The following is a 22,084-nucleotide window of genomic DNA, read 5'->3' as shown; positions in this document are numbered from 1 at the left end:
TTGAAAACGGACGCATCTTCGTTCAAAAGCATCAAGAGCACAACATATAAATGAAAAATGCCACTAAAACCAATATGGTTCAGTGGCATTTAGTTTAATGTTCATGAAAAAACAGGCTTACTCCTGAATGTCCCTAAAAAGAAATTTTGAGTTCCTCTCCGTTTCTCCTTAAACCCAGCTCCACTTCGTGTTCAATATTACCTTGCCAAATGCTGCGGGAAAACACCTCATCTCCTGTTCGAATACCAGCTTCCCAGGCTTTGCTGCCCTCAGTTACGCTTTGTATTCTTTTTCTGTCCTCGGTAAATACAAATCCGAGGTCGTAAATATCACTTTTGGGACTGTAATCCAAGTCGAGCTCATCAAACAGGGCTACCAAATCCACTTTTTGCCCTTCCTCAATATGATTCTGGAAAACAGCTTCAAAATCACCATCCCAATAAGCATCCATCACACCAATAAAATAATCATGGGTGAGTTTTTGTTCCTTGGAGGTCGCATCTGTATAAATCCGGTGCACTACATCATCCAAACTTTGTTTGTCTTCACTTTTTTGTTGAATTTTTTGATCCAAATAAAAGGCGAAAATGGCTCCTCTCCAATAAGGCAATTTGGAGTATTCGTAATTGGTCCAAAAGTTATCGTAATTGATTTCGGAGTTTGGCGCATCTCCAACAGATGAAGCATAAAGATCGCGGATGGTCCTATTCATTTCAGTAATAAAAAAGGTGCCATCCAAACCGTTGATTTTGTTCTTCGCTATATTCTTGAAGGTATAATATTCGGTGAACCCTTCACTAAACCAATATTGCTCCTCCTCATTTACATTTTTTATGGCATGCCCAATCCAATTGTGCATCAACTCGTGATTGAACAAATACACCATTTGACCAATATCCGTTAGATCATTGTTGGAAACCGAGGTGGCAAAAGAATTGGTAAGTCCTGTGCCTTGAAAACTGCTTCCATTTTCTTGTGGAAAAGGTTGCATAGTCACGGTAAAATATTTTTGCGAGTGATCATTCCAAAAATTACGCTGATAGGTCAGGGTTTGTTCCAGTACTTTAAAAACATCTTCGTCTTTAAAGGGAATCCATTCACCTCGCGTAGCCAAACTAATTTTGTTTCCTTGAATGTCCCCGTTGAAGATTCTAAAATCGCCCCCAACAAAAATGGCATTCCCAAAAAGTTCCAGGTCCATATCTGCCAGTAGTTGTTCTTTTTCTTGACTCCCAAAACTGTTGTGGATGGTGTATTCCTCTGGAAAGTCGGTCCAATCCAAAAAAATGCCCAATGTATCCTCCGCGTTTTCGGGCACCATAAACATATTATGCGAAAACACATGGAAATACTGTTTATTTATGACGGGCCGATAAACCTTATCCGTTGAAAGGTCATCATCAAAATCCTGTTTCAGGAAATACTCAAATTCAAGTTCTTTTGCATCTTTGGGGTGCATCAAAACTATGCGACCGCTATCCAAATCCTTTTCTACCACTCCCTCCACATTCAACAATTGCATGCTGCCCAAGGAATTATATAGGTCGGTCTGCCCCCAAACATCATTCGGAAAAGACAGCGTGGTGGCGCCATCGGGACTGGCCTTCAAGATCATTTTAATTTTAAGCTGCGGAATACTGTCGCCCATTATGGGTGCAATGGTGTAGCTGATATCTGATTCGGGGTTTTGCTGACAGGAAAATAGAAAAGTGGCTAAAAGGGCGGTTAGCAATACTCTTTTAAACATGGTTCTGATTGATTGATGTATCTTATAGACGCATCAAACCCCAAAATGTGACAGGTTAATCCAAAAAAGTTTTCAACTGTTCGGCATTTTCAACAGGAGTGTTTTCATAGACCAAGGTCCAGCCCATGGTATTGGTGAGCACTAAAATACGTGACAGTTCGCTGACCAATCTGTTTTCTGCATTGGAACGCAAAGAGGAAGCTTCGATTTTCTTCATTAAGGAAGCATTCACGTTGCGCTTAATGGCATTGTAATCCCCTGCGTTGAAGGGGTTCAAGTAATCTGCGGTAACATCGTAGTACTCAAAATCGGGACTGATTTTTATCTCTGGCTCTGGAATTTGGGTAATCTTCAGCAATTTATTCGCCTCGTCCAACTCGTAGTTTATTTTAGACATATCATAGGCAATGGAAACGTTAGCATTTACCACAACCAATGCCTTTTTGTGGGCGGTTACCAACGGCCCAAACAGTTCTTTGGAATCTTTGTAATTGTAGACTTCGGCAAAATGCCCTTCGGAAACCACCAATTTGGCTACGTTTCGCAATTCCTGCTGAATGAGCATGGAGTTTTCTTCAAGAATGGATTTTTGCTCTCGGTCATCGGTGCACGATTTATAGATCAGAACCGAGGCCAAGGCAATTACTGCTCCTGCTAAAACTTTTTTCATTTAATCAAATTTCATGAAAGAATGCCTTTCTTGAAGATACGTAATTTTTGTGCGGAGCGATGTTTTAAACTTTTGATGCGCTTCGGAATCGGGGTTAAAAGGTCGGTGCATCAAGCCCTTTTGAACGGCTTCCACCTCGTCCATAATAGGGTAAGCATCTTTAGCAATCCAAACGGATTTGAATTTTTGCCATATATAATCGACCGCCAGTTCGTTGGGGTGTACCATATCTTTTCCGTAAAAACGGTAGTCGCGCAACTCGTCCATCATAATTTCATAGGATGGAAAGTAGGACACACTGTGTCCTTTTATTATTTGATGAAGGGCAGCAAACAGATGCGCCTTGCTCTGCTGGTTCGCTACATATCCATCTTTTAAATGACGAACGGGAGAAATCGTAAAGATGATTTGTGCCTTTGGATTGACTTTTTGAATCATTTCCACCAAATTATTGAGACTGGACTCGATTTCGGTTACGCTCAACAATTTTTTAGTGAATTGCTTTTGGGGCACCTTATGGCAATTGGCTACTATTTTATTTGAATCCCGATGCTCATACACCCAAGCCGTTCCGAGGGTGATGATGATGTGCGATGAAGTTTCCAGCCCTATTTTGGTTTCTGTCAACCTTTGGTTGAGAAGTTGCAATAATTCCCCTGAATCCTTGGAGCGTAAATCGGAATGGGCTTCAAAACAACGCCAGATGCCATCTTGTTCAAAAATATCTTCTTTCTGATAAGTTTCTTCTTGAATAGCTCGTTGAACCAGATTTTCTATCACCAAAGGGTGAAACAATATCCCAAAGGGGTTTTGCATTAGCTGGAACTTAAAATAGTCCAACTTATTACCCATATTTTCCACAAAACAAGAACCCAAAAGCACCATTTCACTATGGTAATCGATGGGATTATCGTTAGACGGTAAGGGTATCTTGGTCTGTAATTCCATTGGCTTTGCTACAAATTTCAGTTCGAGAGCAGTCGAGAACGACATAGCATCACATCTCGACTGCGCTCGATGTGACAGGCCTTAATCTAAGAAAATCATTTTAGATAAGCCTTCACTTTATCCAGTGCCTCGGGAATTCCAGCAGGGTTTTTGCCTCCCGCAGTGGCAAAGAACGACTGTCCTCCACCACCACCTTGGATGTATTTGCCCAGTTCGCGAACAATGGTTCCCGCATTCAGGCCTTTTTCTGCCACCAAATCCTTGGAAATGTAGCAGGACAAAACGGCTTTTCCGTCTTTTTCAGAGGCCAGTAATAGGAATAGGTTATCCACTTGACCGCTCATTTCAAAAGCCAAATCTTTGATGCCACCTGCATCCAAATCCACTTTTTTGGCCAAGAATTGGATTCCATTTACCTCTTCCAATTCTGAAATCAGTTCGGTTTTGAGTCCTTTGGCCTTATCCTTCAACAATTGCTCCACTTGTTTTTTAAGGGCAAGGTTTTCTTCTTGCAAACTGGCCACCGATTTTACAGGGTCTTGCGAGTTCTTCAACATATCCTTGATCTCGAAGAGCATACGATTGTTGTTGAAATAAAATTCTTTAACAGCATCAGAAGTAATGGCCTCAATTCTTCGAATTCCAGCGGCAACAGCTCCTTCGGAAACTATCTTGAAATGCCAGATGTTGGCAGTATTCTTTACGTGGGTACCTCCACAAAGTTCAATGGATTGTCCAAAACGGATGGTACGGACCGTATCACCGTATTTTTCACCAAAAAGTGCCATCGCGCCTTGCTCCATGGCTTCTTTCATGGGAACATTGCGGTTTTCTTCCAAAGGCAAGTGTCCATCAATACGGGCATTGACAAAATTTTCGACTTTCCGTAGCTCTTCCACCGTCAATTTTGAAAAGTGAGAGAAATCAAATCGTAAATATTTGGAATGCACTGCAGAGCCTTTCTGCTCCACATGGGCTCCCAAGACTTCGCGCAGGGCTTGGTGTAGCAAGTGCGTAGCGGTATGGTTGCAAGCCGTTCTCCAACGTTGCTTTTTGTCCACAATGGCTTTAAAAGTTCCTGAAACTTCTTTTGGTAACGATTTTGCAAAATGAACAATCTCGTTATTCTCCCTTTTGGTGTCAATGATATAAGTGACATCACCATTAGTAGCTTCCAAATAGCCTTTATCTCCAACCTGACCACCTCCTTCGGGGTAAAATGGGGTAAGATTGAACACCAACTGGTATTGGCCTCCCTCTTTCTTACTGGTCACTTTGCGATACTTTACCAGTTTCACATTGGCTTCGAGACTATCGTAACCGATAAATTCTTGCTCAGCATCCGTCAATAAAACATTCCAATCGCCCTTGGACACTTCGGAAGCTGCCCGGGAGCGGTCTTTTTGGGCCTTCAAGGCTTTTTCAAACCCTTCCGTGTCCAGTTGATACCCTTTCTCCTCCAAAATCAGTGCCGTCAAATCTATGGGAAACCCGAAAGTGTCGTACAGCTCAAAGGCCTTTGTACCTGCTATAGTTTTATCCTTGGAGGACTTTATCACGGAATCCAACAACACCAATCCTTGTTCCAAGGTGCTCAAAAATGAGCTTTCCTCTTCTTTGATTACATTTTCGATCAGTTGATATTGCTCCTTCAACTCTGGGAACGCTTTGCCCATTTGTTCGCCCAACACCTTCACCAATCTGTAGATGAATGGTTTGTTGGTGTCCAAAAAGGTGAATCCGTAGCGAATAGCTCGGCGTAATATTCTTCGGATTACATAACCTGCTCCTGTATTGCTGGGCAATTGCCCATCGGCAATGGAAAATGCCACGGCACGCACATGGTCGGCCACCACACGGATTGCGATATCGGTTTGCTCATCCTTGCCATATTTTTTCCCTGTAATGATTTCCACTTCGCGAATCAGCGGGGTAAAAACATCGGTATCGTAATTGGATTGCACGCCCTGAAGCACCATGCACAAGCGTTCAAAGCCCATTCCGGTATCAATGTGCTTTTCGGGAAGGGGTTCCAGACTTCCATTCGCCTTACGGTTGAACTGCATAAAAACCAAGTTCCAAATTTCCACTACTTGCGGATGGTCCCGGTTTACGAGCGAAGCCCCATCAACTTTTTGTTTTTCTTCCTTGGGTCTTATATCCACATGGATTTCGGAGCATGGTCCGCAGGGGCCTTGGTCGCCCATTTCCCAGAAATTGTCCTTTTTGTTTCCTTTTATGATTCGATTCTCAGGTACAATTGCCTTCCACAGATCGTAAGCTTCTTGATCCAATGGCAATCCATCATCCTCACTTCCTTCAAAAACGGAAACGTAAAGACTGTCCTTATCAATTTTAAATACCTCCGTGAGCAATTCCCATGCCCACGCAATAGCTTCCTTCTTAAAATAATCCCCAATACTCCAATTCCCCAACATTTCGAACATGGTGTGGTGGTAGGTATCCTTCCCAACTTCTTCCAAGTCGTTGTGCTTACCGCTCACCCGAAGACATTTTTGGGTATCGGTCAATCTTTTGCTCTTTGGAACGGAATTCCCCAAAAAGTACTCCTTAAACTGGTTCATACCGGCATTGGTGAACATCAGGGTAGGGTCGTCTTTCATCACCATCGGCGCCGATGGCACAATTTTGTGGTTCTTTTCTTTAAAAAAGCTTAAAAACTGGTTTCTAACTTCTTGGGATGTCATTGAATTCCTAGGGTTTTCTTAAATTTAACACTTTAAGCAAAACAATTTTTATATTTGTTTGTTCTGATTAAAATGAGTGAGCAAAAATAGGATAAAATCCATTCATGTCTAAAGTAAAGTACTATTACGATCCGGATACCCTTTCGTACAGAAAGATTGAGCCGAAGAAATCCAAAAAGTACAGGAATATTTTCCTGTTCTTGCTGGGCTCCGCACTGTTCGGTTTCCTTGGACTGATCATTCTTTTGAACACCCGATGGGTAAATACGCCCAAGGAACTTTCCCTTGAACGCGAGGTTCGAAATTATGAACTTCAGTTTGATATCATGAACAGGAAAATGGACCAAATGGAACAGGTTTTGGCCAATATTGAAGATCGAGACAACAATATTTACAGATTATATTTTGAAGCGAACCCAATACCCGAAGAACAGCGTAGAGCGGGTTTTGGGGGTGTCAACCGCTATAAAGACCTTGAAGGCTTCAACAATTCGGAAATCATCATCAATGCAGTAAAACGATTGGACATTATCCAAAAACAAATGGTAATCCAATCCAAATCGTTGGATGAAATTGCCAAATTAGCGGAAGAAAAGGAAAAATTACTGGCGGCCATTCCGGCCATTCAGCCCGTGAGCAACGAAGACCTTACCCGTATGGCCTCTGGTTATGGTTGGCGATCGGACCCCTTTACCAAAGCACGTAAAATGCATTGGGGCATGGACTTTACCGCTCCACGAGGCACTCCAATATATGCCTCCGGTGATGGAAAAGTGGTACGTGCCGACAATAGGTCGTCCGGTTATGGAAAACATGTACGAATCGACCATGGCTACGGTTACATCTCACTATACGGGCATATGAGCAAATACAATGTTACTGTTGGCCAAAAAGTAAAGAGAGGAGACCTTATCGGCTTTGTTGGTAGCACGGGACGTTCTCAGGCACCCCATGTCCATTACGAAATATTTAAGGATGGGGAACGCATCAACCCCATTAACTTCTACTACGGAAGTTTGTCCACGGAAGAATTTGAGAATATGCTCAGATTGGCCAATCAAGAGAACCAATCACTGGATTAATGCACGTAGACCTACCCGAAAAACGATATTATGGCATTGGCGAAGTGGCCAAGGCCTTTGGGGTAAACACCTCCCTAATCCGTTTTTGGGAAAAAGAGTTTGACGTGCTCCAACCCAAAAAAAATGCCAAGGGCAATCGTAAGTTTACACCGCAGGATATCCAAAACCTTCAGTTGATCTACCATTTGGTAAAAGAGCGAGGTTTTACTTTGGATGGTGCCAAAATCCATTTAAAAGAAGAAAAACAGAAAGCACTTTCAAACTTTGAGGTGATTCAGAAATTACAAAAAGTAAAAGCAGAACTCCTCAAAATAAAAGAACAACTATAAACACTTTAACCAATAGAAAATGAAGAAAGGTATTATAGCCATTATTGCCCTCGGGATTTTAGGGGTAATCGTTGTAGGATGGTACGTAAGCACCAACAACAAGCTTGTCGACATGAAAGGACAGGCCACTAAGCAATGGGCCAATGTGGAGAGTTCTTACCAACGTAGGAGCGACTTGATCGGGAACTTGGTAAAAACAGTGCAAGGCGCCGCCGATTTCGAACGGGAAACCCTAACGGCCGTTATCGAAGCAAGGGCAAAAGCCACCTCAACCAGTATTGACGCCAACAATATTACCCCCGAACAATTGGCAGAGTTTCAACAGGCCCAAACAGGACTTTCCTCCGCCCTATCCCGTTTATTGGTTACCGTGGAGCGCTATCCCGATATCAAGGCCAATCAGAACTTTTTGGAACTGCAGTCCCAATTGGAAGGTACAGAGAATAGAATCAATGTAGAACGCAACCGTTTTAACGATCTGGCCGGGGAATACAATATTAAAATACAGCAAATCCCAACCAATATTGTAGCCAGCATAGCCAATTTTGAACCGATGGCCCTTTTTAAATCAGATGCCGGTTCGGAAGATGTTCCCGAAGTGGATTTTGAATTCAATTAAATTATGTCGCACGTAGAAGAGTTTTTGACCGCCGAGGAAGAAAAGGAAATTGTTGAGGCCATTGTTGAGGCCGAAAAAAATACTTCTGGTGAAATACGGGTACATATTGAAGCCTCCACCAAAATAGATCATTTTAGCCGGGCACAACAGGTGTTCCACTTCCTTAAGATGGACAACACCAAAGAAAGAAATGGTGTACTTGTTTATGTGGCCGTGGACGATAAAAAGTTTGTGATCTACGGCGGACAAGGTATCGACCGGGCCGTTCCCAAAGGTTTTTGGGACACCACCAAAGATGTAATGGCTTCCCATTTTAAAAAAGGAGATTTTAAACAAGGTATCGTTGAGGGAATCCTTATGGCAGGCAAAGAACTGGAAGCCCACTTTCCATGGAACCATAACGACACCAATGAACTGAACGATGCGATATCCAAAGGGTAGTTTATTTCTGGCTTTTTTATACGTTTCCCTTGCTTGGGGGCAGTTTACCATACCCGAAAAACCGCAAAAACAAACCAGCGTTTACGATTATGTGAACCTGCTATCCCCATCGCAGAGCAATACCTTGAAGCAAAAGCTGGTTCGATATTCCGATAGTACTTCCACACAGATTGTCATTGCCATTATTAGTTCCACCGAAGGTGAAAGCATTAATTTTTTAGGAGCACAATGGGGACAAAAATGGGGCATTGGACAAGCGGACAAGGACAATGGGGTCCTTGTACTTTTGGCCAAAGACGACCGTAGGATTGCCATAAATACCGGTTATGGTGTAGAGGGCCGTCTTACCGATTTAATGTCGAGACGAATTATCGAAACCGTGATCATTCCAGAATTTAAAAAAGGGGATTATTATAGTGGTCTGGACAAAGGTTCCGATGCTATTTTTAAAGTACTTACGGGCGAATTTACCGAAGACCGCACCTTTGGGAGTGGTGAAAAATTCCCTATTGATGCCCTTTTTCCTTTCATCATCTTCATCATCATCATCATCATTTTATGGAGCCGTAAAAACAAAGGTGGTGGTCGCAATGGTGGTCGCAGGGGCGGCGGACTTGACATTTGGGATATGATCATCCTCAGCAATATGGGTCGCAGCTCAGGTTCTTCAGGTGGTTTTGGTAGCGGAAGCCTCGGTGGTGGAGGTGGATTCAGTGGCGGCTTCGGTGGCGGTGGCTTTGGAGGCGGCGGTGCTTCCGGTGGATGGTAGTCGAAAACAAAGCAACCAAAACGGCATATCTTCATCTTTTTAAAAAAAGACTTCATGTCTAAAAAACTACTGCTTTTATTTATTTCAGTATTCGTTTTATCGTGTAAATCAGATGACAACTCAATAGATTGTTCTTTAGTGGATTGCTTTGTTGGTGAAGACATCATCCGATTAACGTTTTTAAGCCTGGAAAACGATGAGAATTTACTAGCCAATGGAACTTTGGATTCAGGAACTATCCAAATTTTGAATGAACAAAACCAAACCGTTACATTTTCTATAGAACAATACCCAATCACAGGAATGGTTATTGTCGTACCGGTTTCAAGCGAAGAATTCGGTCAAAAATCGTTCACAATAAATATTAAAGACGGTGAGTCATCATTTGTAAGTTTCAACACAAGTTTTAGGCAAGGAGAATGTTGCGGCCCCTATACCTCAATAGAAGGTGTGGAGGCAAATATTCCCTATGACCACACATTGGAAAAATATGGCGCTCTGCCGCTTTCCATTACTTTCTACATTTCCAGTACATAGGTTATAACCTCATAAACCTTGGATCTGTTTTTTTGTTATGAGCCTTTGGCCTCATTCATAAATTCAATCCAACTATCCATCAAGTAACATGGCTCTGATGTTCAATTTTAACTATCTTGCTAATAGTAATTAAAAACACTCCTTTTTCATGTCCCGGTCATTCATAGCGTTTCTAATTTCCCTACTAATTCTTGTTGCATCCTGCAAAAAAAAGGATGGTGTTTCCGAAACCGACAACCTTTTTAAGTTCAAAGACTACATAAGTTATCACACCAATGGCAACCAAAGCATTTCCACACCCATCACCATTGCCTTGGCCCAACAATTGGAGCAGTTTGAACTGACTCAGGAGTTACCATCAGAATATTTGGATATTTCACCAAAGGTGAATGGTGATTTAGTGATTGAAAACGGAAGGGAGCTCATATTCCAGCCCTCGGAATATTTAAAACCCAACACGGAGTACACTATCCACCTGAAACTGAACAAACTCTTTGAAGATATTGATAACGAGTTCAAAACCTACACCTTCAGTTTTAAGACCATTGCACCGAATTTTAAAATCAATCTGGTCAATTTACAGTCTTATAGTAAGGATTGGCAATATGTTACCGGTACATTGGATGCTTCGGACATTCTGGAGGCATCAAAAATAAACTCGGTCCTTTCGGTACAACAAGGAGACAAGAACATTCCCGTAAAATGGGACAACACTTCGGACAATGCACAATATTACAGCTTTAAGATTGATAGTATCTCCAGAAAAACAAAAGACAGTGAACTGACCGTAAATTGGACGGGGAAAGCTTACAATATTGATAACGAGGGTTCGGAAACCTATCCCATTCCGGGAAAGAACAAATTTGTGATCGTGGATGCCAAAACAACATCTGCCCCAAATGCCGTACTTACCTTGAATTTTTCAGAACCTTTAAAACAAGACCAAAACCTGAATGGTTTAGTTACCATTGAAAACGCAGAAAGCCTTCGGTACGAAATCAATGGAAATGTGCTGCATGTTTACCCCTCCAACCGAATTATGGGCGAGGTACGCATCAACGCCTTTCAAGGTATTAAAAGTGAGTATGGCTTCACTTTAAAGAACAACTTTTCCGAACTGGTCTCTTTTGAGCAATTAAAACCTGCTGTCCGCCTCATTTCCAAAGGAACCATATTGCCCAATGCCGCTTCCACACCTATTTATTTTGAAACGGTCAACCTTGCCGCCGTCGAGGTTCGGATAATCCAGGTGTATAAAAATAACATACTGCAATACCTTCAAAATTATGACCTCACAGAAAATTATAATCCTGATTTTAGGCCCGTAGGGCGCCGGGTAGCACACAAAGTAATCCCACTAACTAAAAACGGTAACAAAAACACCAGCTATTGGCAGGCACATGGGTTGGATTTGTCCGAATTGATTCAGGTCCACCCAGGTTCTTTATATCGCGTAGAGTTCAGTTTTAAGAAAGAGCATACCACTTATGATTGTGGAAATGGTGCAGAAACCGAAGAATCAAAAACCGAATATGCATTGGAACAAAGTTCTGATGAAGCCTCAGAAGAAGAACGCTATTGGGACAACGAAATCTATAATTACAGAAATTATAACTACAATTGGGAAGAACGCGACAACCCTTGTCACTCCGCTTACTACAATTACGAAAGAATTGCAGCCACCAACCTATTGGGAAGCGATTTGGGGCTAATCGTTAAAAAAGGAAGCAACCACTCACACCACTTTGCGGTGACCAACTTGCTCACCACACAACCCGTAGCGGACGCCAAAATAAAGCTGTATAATTTCCAACAACAACTTATCGGCGAGACCACTACCGATGCCAAAGGCCTATCCGTTTATGACAGCGACAAGGGCATTGCCTTTGCCGTGACCGAGCACAACAACAATTTCGCCTACGCCAAACTCGCAGATGGCAACGCATTATCCCTCAGCAAGTTCGATGTTTCTGGCGAGCAGCTCCAAAAAGGATTGCAAGGGTTCATCTATACTGAAAGAGGTGTCCACCGACCCGGTGATGTCATACATTTGACCTTTGTTCTGGACGATAACGCCAATCCTTTGCCCAAAGGGCACCCGGTTACTTTGGAAGTTAGCGATGCCCGCGGGAAATTGGTACAGCGGAATGTTTTAAAAGAAGGTAGTACCCCAGTTTCTGATGGCTTATATACTAAAAAAGAAAAGAATTTCTATTATTTCCCAATCCCAACTGAAGCAAACGCCCCAACAGGAAATTGGTCGGCCAAAGTGATCGTAGGAGGTGCACAATTCAGTAAAACCTTAAAGGTGGCCACGGTAAAGCCCAACCGATTAAAAGTGGATTTTGCTTTTGATGACGAAGTACTGGAAGCCAATTCCTTCAATCGAGGCAAGGCAAGCGTAAAATGGCTGCACGGTGCCCCTGCCCGAAACCTGAAAATTGACATCAATGCCACTTTGAAGCAAGCTTCAATGGCCTTTCCAAAATATAAAGATTACATTTTCCAAGACCCTGCACGTGATTTCAATGAGACCGAATTGCAGTGGATTTCATCCAAGTTGGATGCCAATGGTGAGCTGGACATCAACAAAAAAATAGAGATTAATGGGAATGCACCAGGAATGTTGCAAGCAACTTTCACTACCAAAGTTTTTGAAGGTGGAGGTGATTTTTCCATTGATGTATTCTCCAAGAATTTGGCCCCATTTTCAAATTTTGTGGGACTCCGTTCCCCCGAGGCCAAACAATACGGCTCTTTCTTAACGGATGATGACAACACCTTTGATGTGGTCACTGTGGATGCCCAAGGAAATCCATCATCCAATAGAAAGCTAAAAGTACAAGTATTCAAAATCGAATGGCGCTGGTGGTGGAACCGAGGTTACGACAATCTGTCCCGCTATGAAAATGCCACTGTACACCGTCCTTTCAAGGAAATGGAGATTACGACCGGAAGTAAAGGAAAGGGCAATTTCAATATCAATGTTCCCGATGAGCAGGGAGGTCGTTTTTTGATTCGTGTTATTGACGAAGTCTCAGGACACGCCACAGGCCGTACCGCCTATTTTTACCGCAATTGGTGGAGAAGGCCCGCATCCGCAGATGCAGAAAGCTCCAAAATTTTGATTTTCGCTACCGACAAGGAAAAATATACCTTGGGTGAACAAGCTATGGTCACTTTCCCATCAGATAGAGGCGGACGTGCTTTGATAAGCATAGAAAATGGAACCGAAGTACTATCACAACAATGGATTGAGACCTCATCCAAAGAAACCAAGGCAACCATTCCAATAACTGCCGAAATGGCCCCGAACGCCTATGTCAACATCTCCTTGTTGCAACCCCACAGTCAAGTAAAAAACGATCTTCCCATACGGTTGTATGGCGTGGTACCGCTATTGGTTGAAAACCCAGCTACCTTTTTGGAACCACAAATCAGTATGCCCGATGTTTTGGAGCCTGAAAAATCGTTTAAGGTCACCGTTTCTGAAACCAGTAAAAAACCGATGACCTATTCATTGGCCGTGGTGGACGAGGGACTTTTGGACCTTACCCGCTTTAGCACGCCCGATATCCATAGCTCGTTCTATTCAAGGCAAGCCTTGGGTGTTAAAACCTTTGATATTTTTGATGATGTAATGGGGGCTTACTCCGTGAGTGTCGATAATATTTACGCTATTGGCGGTGGCGGCATTGGTGCTGGTGCCAAAAACCGAAAAGCTCAACGATTTAAACCTGTAGTCACCTATTTGGGTCCATTTACCCTAAAGGCAGGAGAGAAAGCATCACATACCATCAATATGCCCAATTATGTAGGCTCTGTAAGAACCATGGTCGTTGCCGGAAACCCAAACAGTGCCTATGGAAATGCTGAAAAAACAACTCCAGTGCGCAAACCATTGATGGTTTTGACTTCCATTCCACGAAAATTATCCCCTGGTGAAAAAGTAACCATCCCAGTGACCGTTTTTGCCATGGAACCCAAGGTAAAAAATGTAAAAGTTACCATTGCTGCCGGAAAGGCTTTGGAGCCCATCAACGGAACATCAAAAAATATCACTTTTAATGCCGTTGGGGAGCAAATCGTGAATTTTGATTTTAAAGTGAACCCAACTTCATCGTTCCAAACCATAAAAGTTACCGCTTCGGGAGCTGGGGAAAGTGCCAGTAACGAAACCGAAATTGATGTGGAAAACCCGAACCCCATCACCACAAAAAGTGAATTGTACACTTTGGATGCCAATGGTTCACAGACCATTTCGATGGAAACTTTTGGCACATCGGGCACCAACGAAGCATTTATCGAGTTCTCCACGCTTCCGCCCATGGATTTTTCCAAACGGATGGATTACTTGTTGCGTTATCCCCACGGATGCGTGGAACAAACCACCTCCGCAGCATTTCCACAATTGTTCTTGGGAAATGTGCTGGACATTACTTTTGACAAAAAGAAGGACATCGAGAAAAATATCAAGGCTGCCATTGATAGATTAGGCGATTTCCAGATTCCCAATGGCGGACTGAGCTACTGGCCCGGTTATGGCCATGCCGATGATTGGGGTACTTCCTACGCGGGACATTTTATGTTGGAAGCCAAAAAAGAAGGGTATCAGTTACCGTTGACGTTCCTCAGCAATTGGCTACGCTTTCAAAAAAATGCAGCGCGCCAATGGAGCAACCAAAGTACAAGATATAACGACGATGTTTCGCAGGCCTATCGACTGTACACGCTAGCCTTGGCGCAACAGCCCGAACTGGCCGCCATGAACCGTTTACGGGAAACCGAAAACCTCAGCAACGAGGCCAAATGGAGATTGGCAGCGGCGTATGCCTTAGTAGGTAAAAAAGAGGTGGCCCAAGCCATTGCACAAAAGGCCAATATTAATTTTACTCCCAACAATTACAATTACAGAACCTATGGTTCCGTATTCCGAAACAGGGCCATGGCGTTGGAAACTATGGTGATTTTGGGCGACGCGCAACAAAGGGAATTGGCCGTTTCCTTGGCCAAAAACTTGTCGTCTCAAAGATGGTACAGCACCCAAGAAACTGCTTTTGCCCTCTTGGCCATGTCCAAAATGGTGATGAAGAATGGCGGTAGGTCCATCGATATTAATTTTACCAACAATGGAAAAGAGGTTGCAGTAAAAACGGATAGGGCCATTGCACAAAGAGAACTTGCAATTAGCTCGTTCAAAGAGGAGATTAAGGTGAAAAACAATCAAGGTAATACCATTTATGCCACCCTTACCCAAACTGGCAAATTACCAGTTGGCGAGGAATTGGCCCAGCAACAAAACCTAAGATTGTCGGTCAATTACCAAGACCCCCTTGGCAATTCCATCAATGTGGATGAACTGAAACAGGGAACAGAGTTTCAAGCTCAGATTATAATATTTAATGGTTCGGATGATTATATCGATAATGTAGCACTTACCCATATCGTGCCCAGCGGATGGGAAATTGTGGACACTTCATTTGCTGGAGGCAGCAACACTAATGCTTCAAAAGCGGATTATGTGGATACTCGGGACGACCGCACCCATTTGTATTTTGATATTGATAGCAGAAAGTCGAAAACGTTCACCATAAAACTGAACGCTTCGTTTTTGGGGGAATACTATTTGCCCGGAGCACAGGTAGAAGCCATGTACGATAACACTTATTATGCTAGAAACAAGGGCAATTGGGTCAAAGTTGTTCAATAGTTTGGTGTGGATGAAGTTTTTTTTATCAGCCCTAAAAAAAACCGTTTTAAAACATCGAATCAAGGTTGCCCTTTTGTCCATTGTATTGATTTTATGGCTGTTCTGTTTGCCAAAAAATCTGTTCGAAGACCCTACTTCAACTGTTGTGGACAGTTCGGAAGGCTCCCTGATCGGTGCTCGCATTGCTGATGATGGTCAATGGCGGTTCCCGCAAATGGACTCTGTTCCGGAACGCTTCAAGCAGAGTATTTTACTGTTTGAAGACGAGTATTTTTATAGTCACCCCGGGTTTAACCCAATTTCCATTATCAAGGCCATTGGGCACAACCTCACCAAAGAAACCCGAAGGGGCGGCAGTACCATCACGCAACAGGTCATCCGTTTGAGCAGAAAAAATCAAAGCAGAACCTATTGGGAAAAACTCATCGAAGTATTTATGGCCACTCGGCTGGAATTTCGGTACTCGAAAGAGGAAATTTTAACACGCTACGCCTCCCACACACCCTACGGGGGCAATGTGGTGGGTTTGGAGACGGCTGCGTGGCGTTATTTTGGAATTCCTGCCCACGAATTGAGCTGGGGGCAATCGGCTGCCCTGGCGGTTTTACCCAATGCCCCGGCATTGATTTTCCCCGGAAGAAATGAACAAACGTTTCTGGACAAACGAAACCGATTATTGAAAAAATTGTGGGACAAAGAAATCATCGACCAAACTACTTACGAATTGGCCATTGCCGAACCGCTTCCGCAAAAACCTTTTCCTCTGCCCGATTTGGCACCTCATCTTACCGAGCGTATCCGAAGCGAACATCCGGGCAAACGTGTGACTACTTCGATTCAAAGACCATTGCAGCAACGATTGAATCTTTTAGCAGAACGACATTATCGACAATTGCAAAGCAACGAAATACACAACTTGGCCATTTTAGTGCTTGATGTGGAAACCCGAAAAGTGCTTGGGTATGTAGGAAATTCTCCTTCGGATGAGACACACGCCAATTATGTGGACATCATCACTAAAAAAAGAAGTACGGGCAGTACCTTAAAACCCTTTTTGTTTGCTTCATTGTTGGATGAAGGACAATTACTCCCAAACAGTTTGGTGGAAGATGTTCCAACGGTAATCAACGGATACAACCCTCAAAATTTTAATTTGAAACATGTAGGTGCCGTGCCTGCGAGTAAAGCGCTTTCCCGTTCGTTGAATGTACCCGCGGTTAGATTGTTGCGGGAATACGGGCTTCAAAAATTCTACAACAAACTCCAAAAAATGGAAATGGAATCGTTGGACAAGCCCGCTTCCTATTATGGGCTATCGTTGATTCTTGGTGGTGCCGAGAGTTCCCTTTGGGAAGTGACTTCCACTTATGCTTCGATGGCTTCCAGTCTAAACTATTTTCTGACCCATTCCAGTACCTACAGGAACCAAGAATTTACTGAGGCTAGCTATTTGCAAAACGAGACCAAAGATTTTGGGGAAGAACAGTTTGCACCCTTGGTTTATGGTGCAGGGGCCATTTATAGCACATTCCAGTCCATGTATGAGGTTAACCGACCTGAAGGCGATGAAAATTGGCAGTTTTTTGATTCCTCCCAGCCCATTGCATGGAAAACCGGGACGAGTTTTGGTTTTAAGGATGCTTGGGCCGTAGGGGTTACGCCAAAATATGCCATTGGTGTTTGGGCGGGCAATGCTGATGGCGAGGGCCGACCCGGGCTTACGGGCATCAGCGCAGCCGCTCCATTACTTTTTGATGTGTTGGATGCACTTCCAGCTAGCGGTTGGTTCCAAGAACCGTTTGATGATCTTGTTGAATTAGAGGTTTGTGCCGAAAGCGGATATAGAGCCTCGGTGTATTGTGATGACATCAAAAAAGAGTGGGTGCCCACACACGGTACCCGAAGTGGCCCATGCCCCTATCATCAGCAAGTGTTTTTGGATGCCTCCGAACGGTTTAGGGTGAACTCGGAATGTTATCCTTTGGAAGATATGGTCGCCAAGAATTGGTTGGTGCTCCCTCCTATTTTGGAATATTATTATACATCTTCCAATCCCAATTACAAACCTTTGCCCCCTTATTTGGAAGGTTGTTCTGCTTTGGAAAACAATTTGATGGAGTTCATTTACCCAAAAAGAAATGAAACCGTACTACTCCCAAAGGATTTGGGCGAAAAAAGTATGGAAATCATTCTCAAACTGGCCCATCAACAATCCAACACCATCATTTATTGGTATTTGGATGAATTATTCATCGGCAAGACGGAAAATTTCCATGAACTGATTCTACCCATTGAAGCCGGAGAATATATGCTCACGGCCGTGGATAATCAAGGTAACCGGATTCAACAGGAAGTGGAAGTTCGCTCAGCTTCGGGGGAATAATTATTTCTTCCGCATAAAAATGGTCATTGGAACTCCGGTAAAATCGAAATTCTCCCTGATTTTGTTCTCCAAAAATCTTTTGTAGGGGTCCTTCACATATTGCGGCAAGTTACAGAAAAAGGCAAATTGCGGATATGGTGTGGGCAATTGGGTACAGAACTTGATCTTTACATACTTCCCTTTGGTAGATGGTGGTGGTGTTTTTTCAATGATGGGAAGCATCACGTCGTTCAACTTTCGGGTGGGAATACGTTTCGAACGGTTTTTGTAAACATCCACTGCGGTTTCGATGGCTTTGTAGATACGTTGTTTGTTTAGAACAGAAACAAAAAGAATGGGTACATCTTCAAAAGGGGAAATCACTTCTTTTATTTTGGCAGTATACTCCTTTACCGAATTGGTCTCTTTTTCGACTAAATCCCATTTGTTCACCAAAATCACAATTCCCTTGTTGTTGCGCTGTGCGAGCCAAAATATATTTTGTACTTGTCCATCAAAACCTCGGGTGGCATCCAACATCAAAATACATACATCGCAATGTTCTATGGCACGAACGGAACGCATGACGGAATAAAACTCCAAGTCTTCCTTTACTTTGGATTTTCTTCGGATACCTGCCGTATCCACCAAATTAAACTCAAATCCAAAACGATTGTATTTGGTATCGATACTATCGCGGGTAGTACCGGCAATATCGGTCACAATATACCTATCCTCGCCTATCAATGCGTTGATAAAAGATGATTTTCCTGCATTGGGCCTACCTACCACGGCAAAACGAGGCAATTCGCTTTCTTCTTCCACATCATCGGGAAGCACTTTCACCAAGGCATCCAACAATTCTCCTGTACCGCTACCATTGATGCTTGACAAGGGATAGTATTCACCCAGTCCCAAGGAATAGAACTCCACGGCATCGGCCATACGTTGCGTATTGTCCACCTTATTTACGGCCAAAAATGTGGGTTTGTCCACCCTGCGAAGTAGCTTGGCCACATCTTCATCCATTCCGGTTACGCCGGACTCCACGTCAACCATAAAAATGATGGCATCGGCCTCATCGATGGCCAACTCTACTTGTTTATCGATTTCCTTTTCGAAAACATCGTCGCTACCCAAGACGTAACCACCGGTATCGATCACGGAAAACTCTTTGCCGTTCCAGTCACTTTTACCGTAATGACGGTCACGTGTTACACCGCTTACGGCATCCACAATCGCCTCACGGCGTTGAATAAGTCGGTTGAAAAAAGTGGACTTCCCAACATTGGGTCTTCCTACAATGGCTACGATAGCTCCCATCAGGTTTAATTTTTGGCAAAAGTACCATTTATTATGAAGAAAAAATGATACCTTTTTTCATCATTTTCAAATGATTATGAGCGACTTGACCAACGAGATAGTTTTACGCCCCCGTTTTCGTGTCTCCCTAAGGGCAAATTTAGAACAATTGGAGTCAATTTTTGATGATGCTTCGGGTAGTCCTTTTTTGATCAAAAGGATGGATGAGCATATTTTTGTCAAGTTCAAAAAAGCGGAAACTACCTTTTGGACACCGCAACTTCATATGGAACTTTCGTCGTACGAAGAAGGTGTGAGCAATATTCGTGGCGTCTTTGGACCCAATCCCACGCTTTGGACCTTTTTTATGTTCCTCCATTTTGGTGTGGGCACCATTTTTATCATCATGGGGATTTTTGCCTATTCCAATTATTCCTTGGGCAAGGATATTACCCTTTGGTTGGTGGGTATGTTCTTTTTGGTAGTGATTTGGTTCTCACTTTATGCCTTTGGCCGTTTGGGAAGAGCCAAAGGGAAACCACAAATGGACCAGTTGAAACAATTTGTCAGGGACACCATTGCTCCTTTTGAAAGAATTAACGACGAACCTTAGCCGTTGTACCCGAAACGCCTGAGCTGCTGGGAATTGCTGCGCCAGTTCTTGTTCACTTTTACATAGAGTTCGATGTGAACCTGCTTGGCAAAGAATTTTTCGAGGTCTTTGCGGGCTTCCACCCCCACTTTTTTAATTGCAGCGCCCTTGTGCCCTATGATGATTCCTTTTTGGGTATCTCGTTCCACCATGATTACGGAACGAATACGGATAATATCCTCATCTTCCAAAAACTCTTCGGTCTCTACCTCCACGGAATAAGGAATTTCCTTTTTATAGTATAGCAAGATTTTTTCACGAATGGTCTCGTTCACAAAAAAGCGTTCGGGCTTGTCCGTGATTTGATCTTTTGGATAAAATGGAGGTGCTTCTGGCAAGAGTTCCAAAATACGGTTGAACACTTCGGTAACATTAAAGTTTTCCAAAGCGGATATGGGATGAATTTCTGCATTGGGCAGTTGTTCTTGCCAATATTGCATTTGTTCTTCCAACTTTTCCTGATCAGATTTGTCAATTTTATTGAGGAGCAACAAAACGGGAATCTTGCTGTTCTGTATTTTTTTGAAGAAAGATTCGTCCTTGAGGGCTTTTTCCCCAATTTCCACCATGTACAACAGCACATCGGCGTCCTCAAAAGCGGATTTGACAAAATCCATCATGGAGCTTTGCAGCTCGTATGCGGGTTTTATGATTCCTGGGGTGTCGGAGAGAATCAGTTGGAAATCATCTCCATTCACGATGCCCAAAATACGGTGACGGGTGGTCTGTGCCTTGGAGGTGATAATGGAAAGTTTCTCACCCACAAAGGCATTCATCAATGTAGATTTACCCACATTGGGATTACCTATAATATTTACAAATCCTGCTTTATGCGCCACCTTTCTTTCTTTTTTCAAAATATTGTTTGGATGCTGCGTTCACCTTTGGTGAAAGATACAACACAGCGATCATATTGGGTATAACCATGAGTGCATAAGAGAGGTCTATCAGGTTTTTTACCAATTTTAATGATGCTATTGCAGCAAAAACTATCATAATGATAAAAAACACATTATACCATTTTCCGATTTTTGCATTCGTCAAAAATGACAAGCTCTTTACTCCATAGTAGGAATACGTGAACAATGTTGACAATGCAAATGCGGCCACAATCACCATCAGCAGTATATCTCCGATGCCATAAAGGGTTGTTTCAAAAGCGGACATTGTCATTGTGATTCCGCTACCATCCTCTAGGTAAGCACCACTCAAAATAATGACTACGGCGGTAAAGGTACATACTAAAATCGTATCAATGAACGGGCCCAACATCGCCACAAGCCCTTCTTTGGCAGGTTCATCATTTCGGGATTGTCCGTGGTACATGGGTGCACTACCCAAACCTGCTTCGTTGGAGAACATAGCTCTACGGACCCCAACAATCACCAAGCCCCAGAATCCTCCTGTAACCATGGTGTCGAAGTTCCAGGCTTCGACCAATATCATTTTTAGCGCTGGCCAAACTTCACCTGCGTGACTTGCCATCACAAAAATGACCGCCAACAGGTAAATCCCTACCATAAATGGAACAATGGCGGATGCTACTTTGGCAATCTTAGAAAGTCCACCAAAAATTACAATGGATGTAATTATCGCCAAGAAAAAACCAATTCCGAGTTTCCAATTATACTCGCTGGTCGCCCAAATCGTTTCGTGAGGTTCAACCACGCCCATAAAGGCCTCGGTAAACTGATTGGCGGTAAAAACCCCCAAAAATCCGAACAATCCGCAGACACTAAAAAAAATGGCCATGGGCTTTGCCCATTTTCCCATTCCTTGTGTAATGTAGAACATGGGGCCGCCCTGCATTTTTCCTTCGGAATCTGTGCCGCGGTACATAATGGCCAAACTACCGGAATAAAATTTGATTCCCATACCCAAAAGGGCAGTCATCCAAATCCAAAACACCACACCTGGTCCTCCATCGTGAATGGCAATGGCCACTCCCGATATATTTCCCAGTCCAACAGTGGCCGCAACAGCTGCGGATAGTGCCTGAAACGAACTAACATCACCTTTTGCATTTTTATCGTCGTACTTGCCAGAAACCACCGCAATGGCATGACCAAAATGGCGAAAAGGAGCAAATTTGGAATAAAACGCCAAAAATAGCCCACCTCCAATAAGAAGAATGAACATAGGCCACTCGGTGTAGGGCAAAAGTGAGGATATAAAATCGTTAATCTTGTCCATAAGGTAAAAAGGCCG

At 43.2% G+C, this 22,084-nt stretch carries 16 protein-coding genes; 9 read left to right on the top strand and 7 right to left on the bottom strand.

Annotation, left to right across the window (positions count from 1 at the left end; translation table 11 throughout):
- Positions 1–133: 133 nt before the first annotated feature.
- From AC13CC_RS08880 to alaS, 4 genes are all read right to left on the bottom strand, one after another.
- Positions 134–1,747 carry a M61 metallopeptidase family protein gene (locus AC13CC_RS08880; protein ID WP_482875862.1) on the bottom strand — a complete coding sequence of 538 codons (1,614 nt, stop codon included), beginning with the start codon at positions 1,745–1,747 and terminating at the stop codon, positions 134–136.
- 55 nt (positions 1,748–1,802) lie between these two features.
- Positions 1,803–2,417 carry a DUF4230 domain-containing protein gene (locus AC13CC_RS08875; protein WP_482875864.1) on the bottom strand — a complete coding sequence of 205 codons (615 nt, stop codon included), beginning with the start codon at positions 2,415–2,417 and terminating at the stop codon, positions 1,803–1,805.
- Positions 2,418–3,365: a GSCFA domain-containing protein gene (locus AC13CC_RS08870; protein ID WP_482875866.1), complete on the bottom strand. Its 948-nt coding sequence runs from the start codon at positions 3,363–3,365 to the stop codon at positions 2,418–2,420.
- A gap of 95 nt (positions 3,366–3,460) precedes the next feature.
- Complete coding sequence (gene alaS, locus AC13CC_RS08865) at positions 3,461–6,073, bottom strand: alanine--tRNA ligase (protein WP_482875867.1); 2,613 nt, start codon at positions 6,071–6,073, stop codon at positions 3,461–3,463.
- Between the two features lie 104 nt (positions 6,074–6,177).
- Here alaS and AC13CC_RS08860 point away from each other — a divergent pair, with 104 nt between their 5' ends.
- The 8 genes from AC13CC_RS08860 to pbpC all read left to right on the top strand — a co-directional run bounded on the left by AC13CC_RS08860 (position 6,178) and on the right by pbpC (position 17,943).
- Positions 6,178–7,155 (top strand): M23 family metallopeptidase, encoded by a 978-nt coding sequence (locus AC13CC_RS08860; RefSeq protein WP_293169332.1) that lies wholly within the window; start codon positions 6,178–6,180, stop codon positions 7,153–7,155.
- Complete coding sequence (locus AC13CC_RS08855; RefSeq protein WP_293169330.1) at positions 7,155–7,484, top strand: MerR family transcriptional regulator; 330 nt, start codon at positions 7,155–7,157, stop codon at positions 7,482–7,484. Before AC13CC_RS08860 ends, AC13CC_RS08855 begins: the two co-directional genes overlap by 1 nt.
- 19 nt (positions 7,485–7,503) lie before the next feature.
- Positions 7,504–8,103 carry a LemA family protein gene (locus AC13CC_RS08850; RefSeq protein ID WP_482875868.1) on the top strand — a complete coding sequence of 200 codons (600 nt, stop codon included), beginning with the start codon at positions 7,504–7,506 and terminating at the stop codon, positions 8,101–8,103.
- A gap of 3 nt (positions 8,104–8,106) precedes the next feature.
- On the top strand, positions 8,107–8,544 hold the full coding sequence (locus AC13CC_RS08845; RefSeq protein ID WP_482875869.1) for a TPM domain-containing protein: 438 nt from the start codon (positions 8,107–8,109) through the stop codon (positions 8,542–8,544).
- On the top strand, positions 8,525–9,313 hold the full coding sequence (locus AC13CC_RS08840) for a TPM domain-containing protein (protein ID WP_482875870.1): 789 nt from the start codon (positions 8,525–8,527) through the stop codon (positions 9,311–9,313). The genes AC13CC_RS08845 and AC13CC_RS08840 overlap by 20 nt, the downstream gene beginning before the upstream one ends.
- A gap of 54 nt (positions 9,314–9,367) precedes the next feature.
- Positions 9,368–9,850 carry a hypothetical protein gene (locus AC13CC_RS08835; RefSeq protein WP_326279294.1) on the top strand — a complete coding sequence of 161 codons (483 nt, stop codon included), beginning with the start codon at positions 9,368–9,370 and terminating at the stop codon, positions 9,848–9,850.
- A gap of 148 nt (positions 9,851–9,998) precedes the next feature.
- Positions 9,999–15,560 carry an alpha-2-macroglobulin family protein gene (locus AC13CC_RS08830; protein WP_482875872.1) on the top strand — a complete coding sequence of 1,854 codons (5,562 nt, stop codon included), beginning with the start codon at positions 9,999–10,001 and terminating at the stop codon, positions 15,558–15,560.
- Positions 15,561–15,570: 10 nt separating this feature from the next.
- Positions 15,571–17,943, top strand: a complete 2,373-nt coding sequence (gene pbpC / locus AC13CC_RS08825) for a penicillin-binding protein 1C (protein WP_482875873.1) — start codon at positions 15,571–15,573, stop codon at positions 17,941–17,943.
- Here the strand turns inward: pbpC and der are convergent, their stop codons facing one another.
- Positions 17,944–19,245, bottom strand: coding sequence for a ribosome biogenesis GTPase Der (gene der / locus AC13CC_RS08820; protein ID WP_482875874.1), 1,302 nt, complete (start codon positions 19,243–19,245; stop codon positions 17,944–17,946).
- A gap of 76 nt (positions 19,246–19,321) precedes the next feature.
- Here der and AC13CC_RS08815 point away from each other — a divergent pair, with 76 nt between their 5' ends.
- A complete protein-coding gene (locus AC13CC_RS08815) occupies positions 19,322–19,837 on the top strand; it encodes a GTP-binding protein (protein ID WP_482875875.1) in 516 nt (171 codons plus the stop codon).
- On the opposite strand, the gene era is transcribed toward AC13CC_RS08815, so the two are convergent.
- Together era and AC13CC_RS08805 are read right to left on the bottom strand one after the other, a co-directional pair.
- Entirely contained in the window at positions 19,834–20,715 is an 882-nt protein-coding gene (gene era, locus AC13CC_RS08810) for a GTPase Era (RefSeq protein ID WP_482875910.1), read from the bottom strand. The two genes, AC13CC_RS08815 and era, sit on opposite strands and share 4 nt — an antisense overlap.
- Positions 20,705–22,069 (bottom strand): amino acid carrier protein, encoded by a 1,365-nt coding sequence (locus tag AC13CC_RS08805; protein ID WP_293169314.1) that lies wholly within the window; start codon positions 22,067–22,069, stop codon positions 20,705–20,707. Before AC13CC_RS08805 ends, era begins: the two co-directional genes overlap by 11 nt.
- Positions 22,070–22,084: the final 15 nt, after the last annotated feature.

This window comes from Flagellimonas sp. L-11, assembly GCF_056857735.1.
This window is presented reverse-complemented; position numbering and strand designations above follow the sequence as displayed.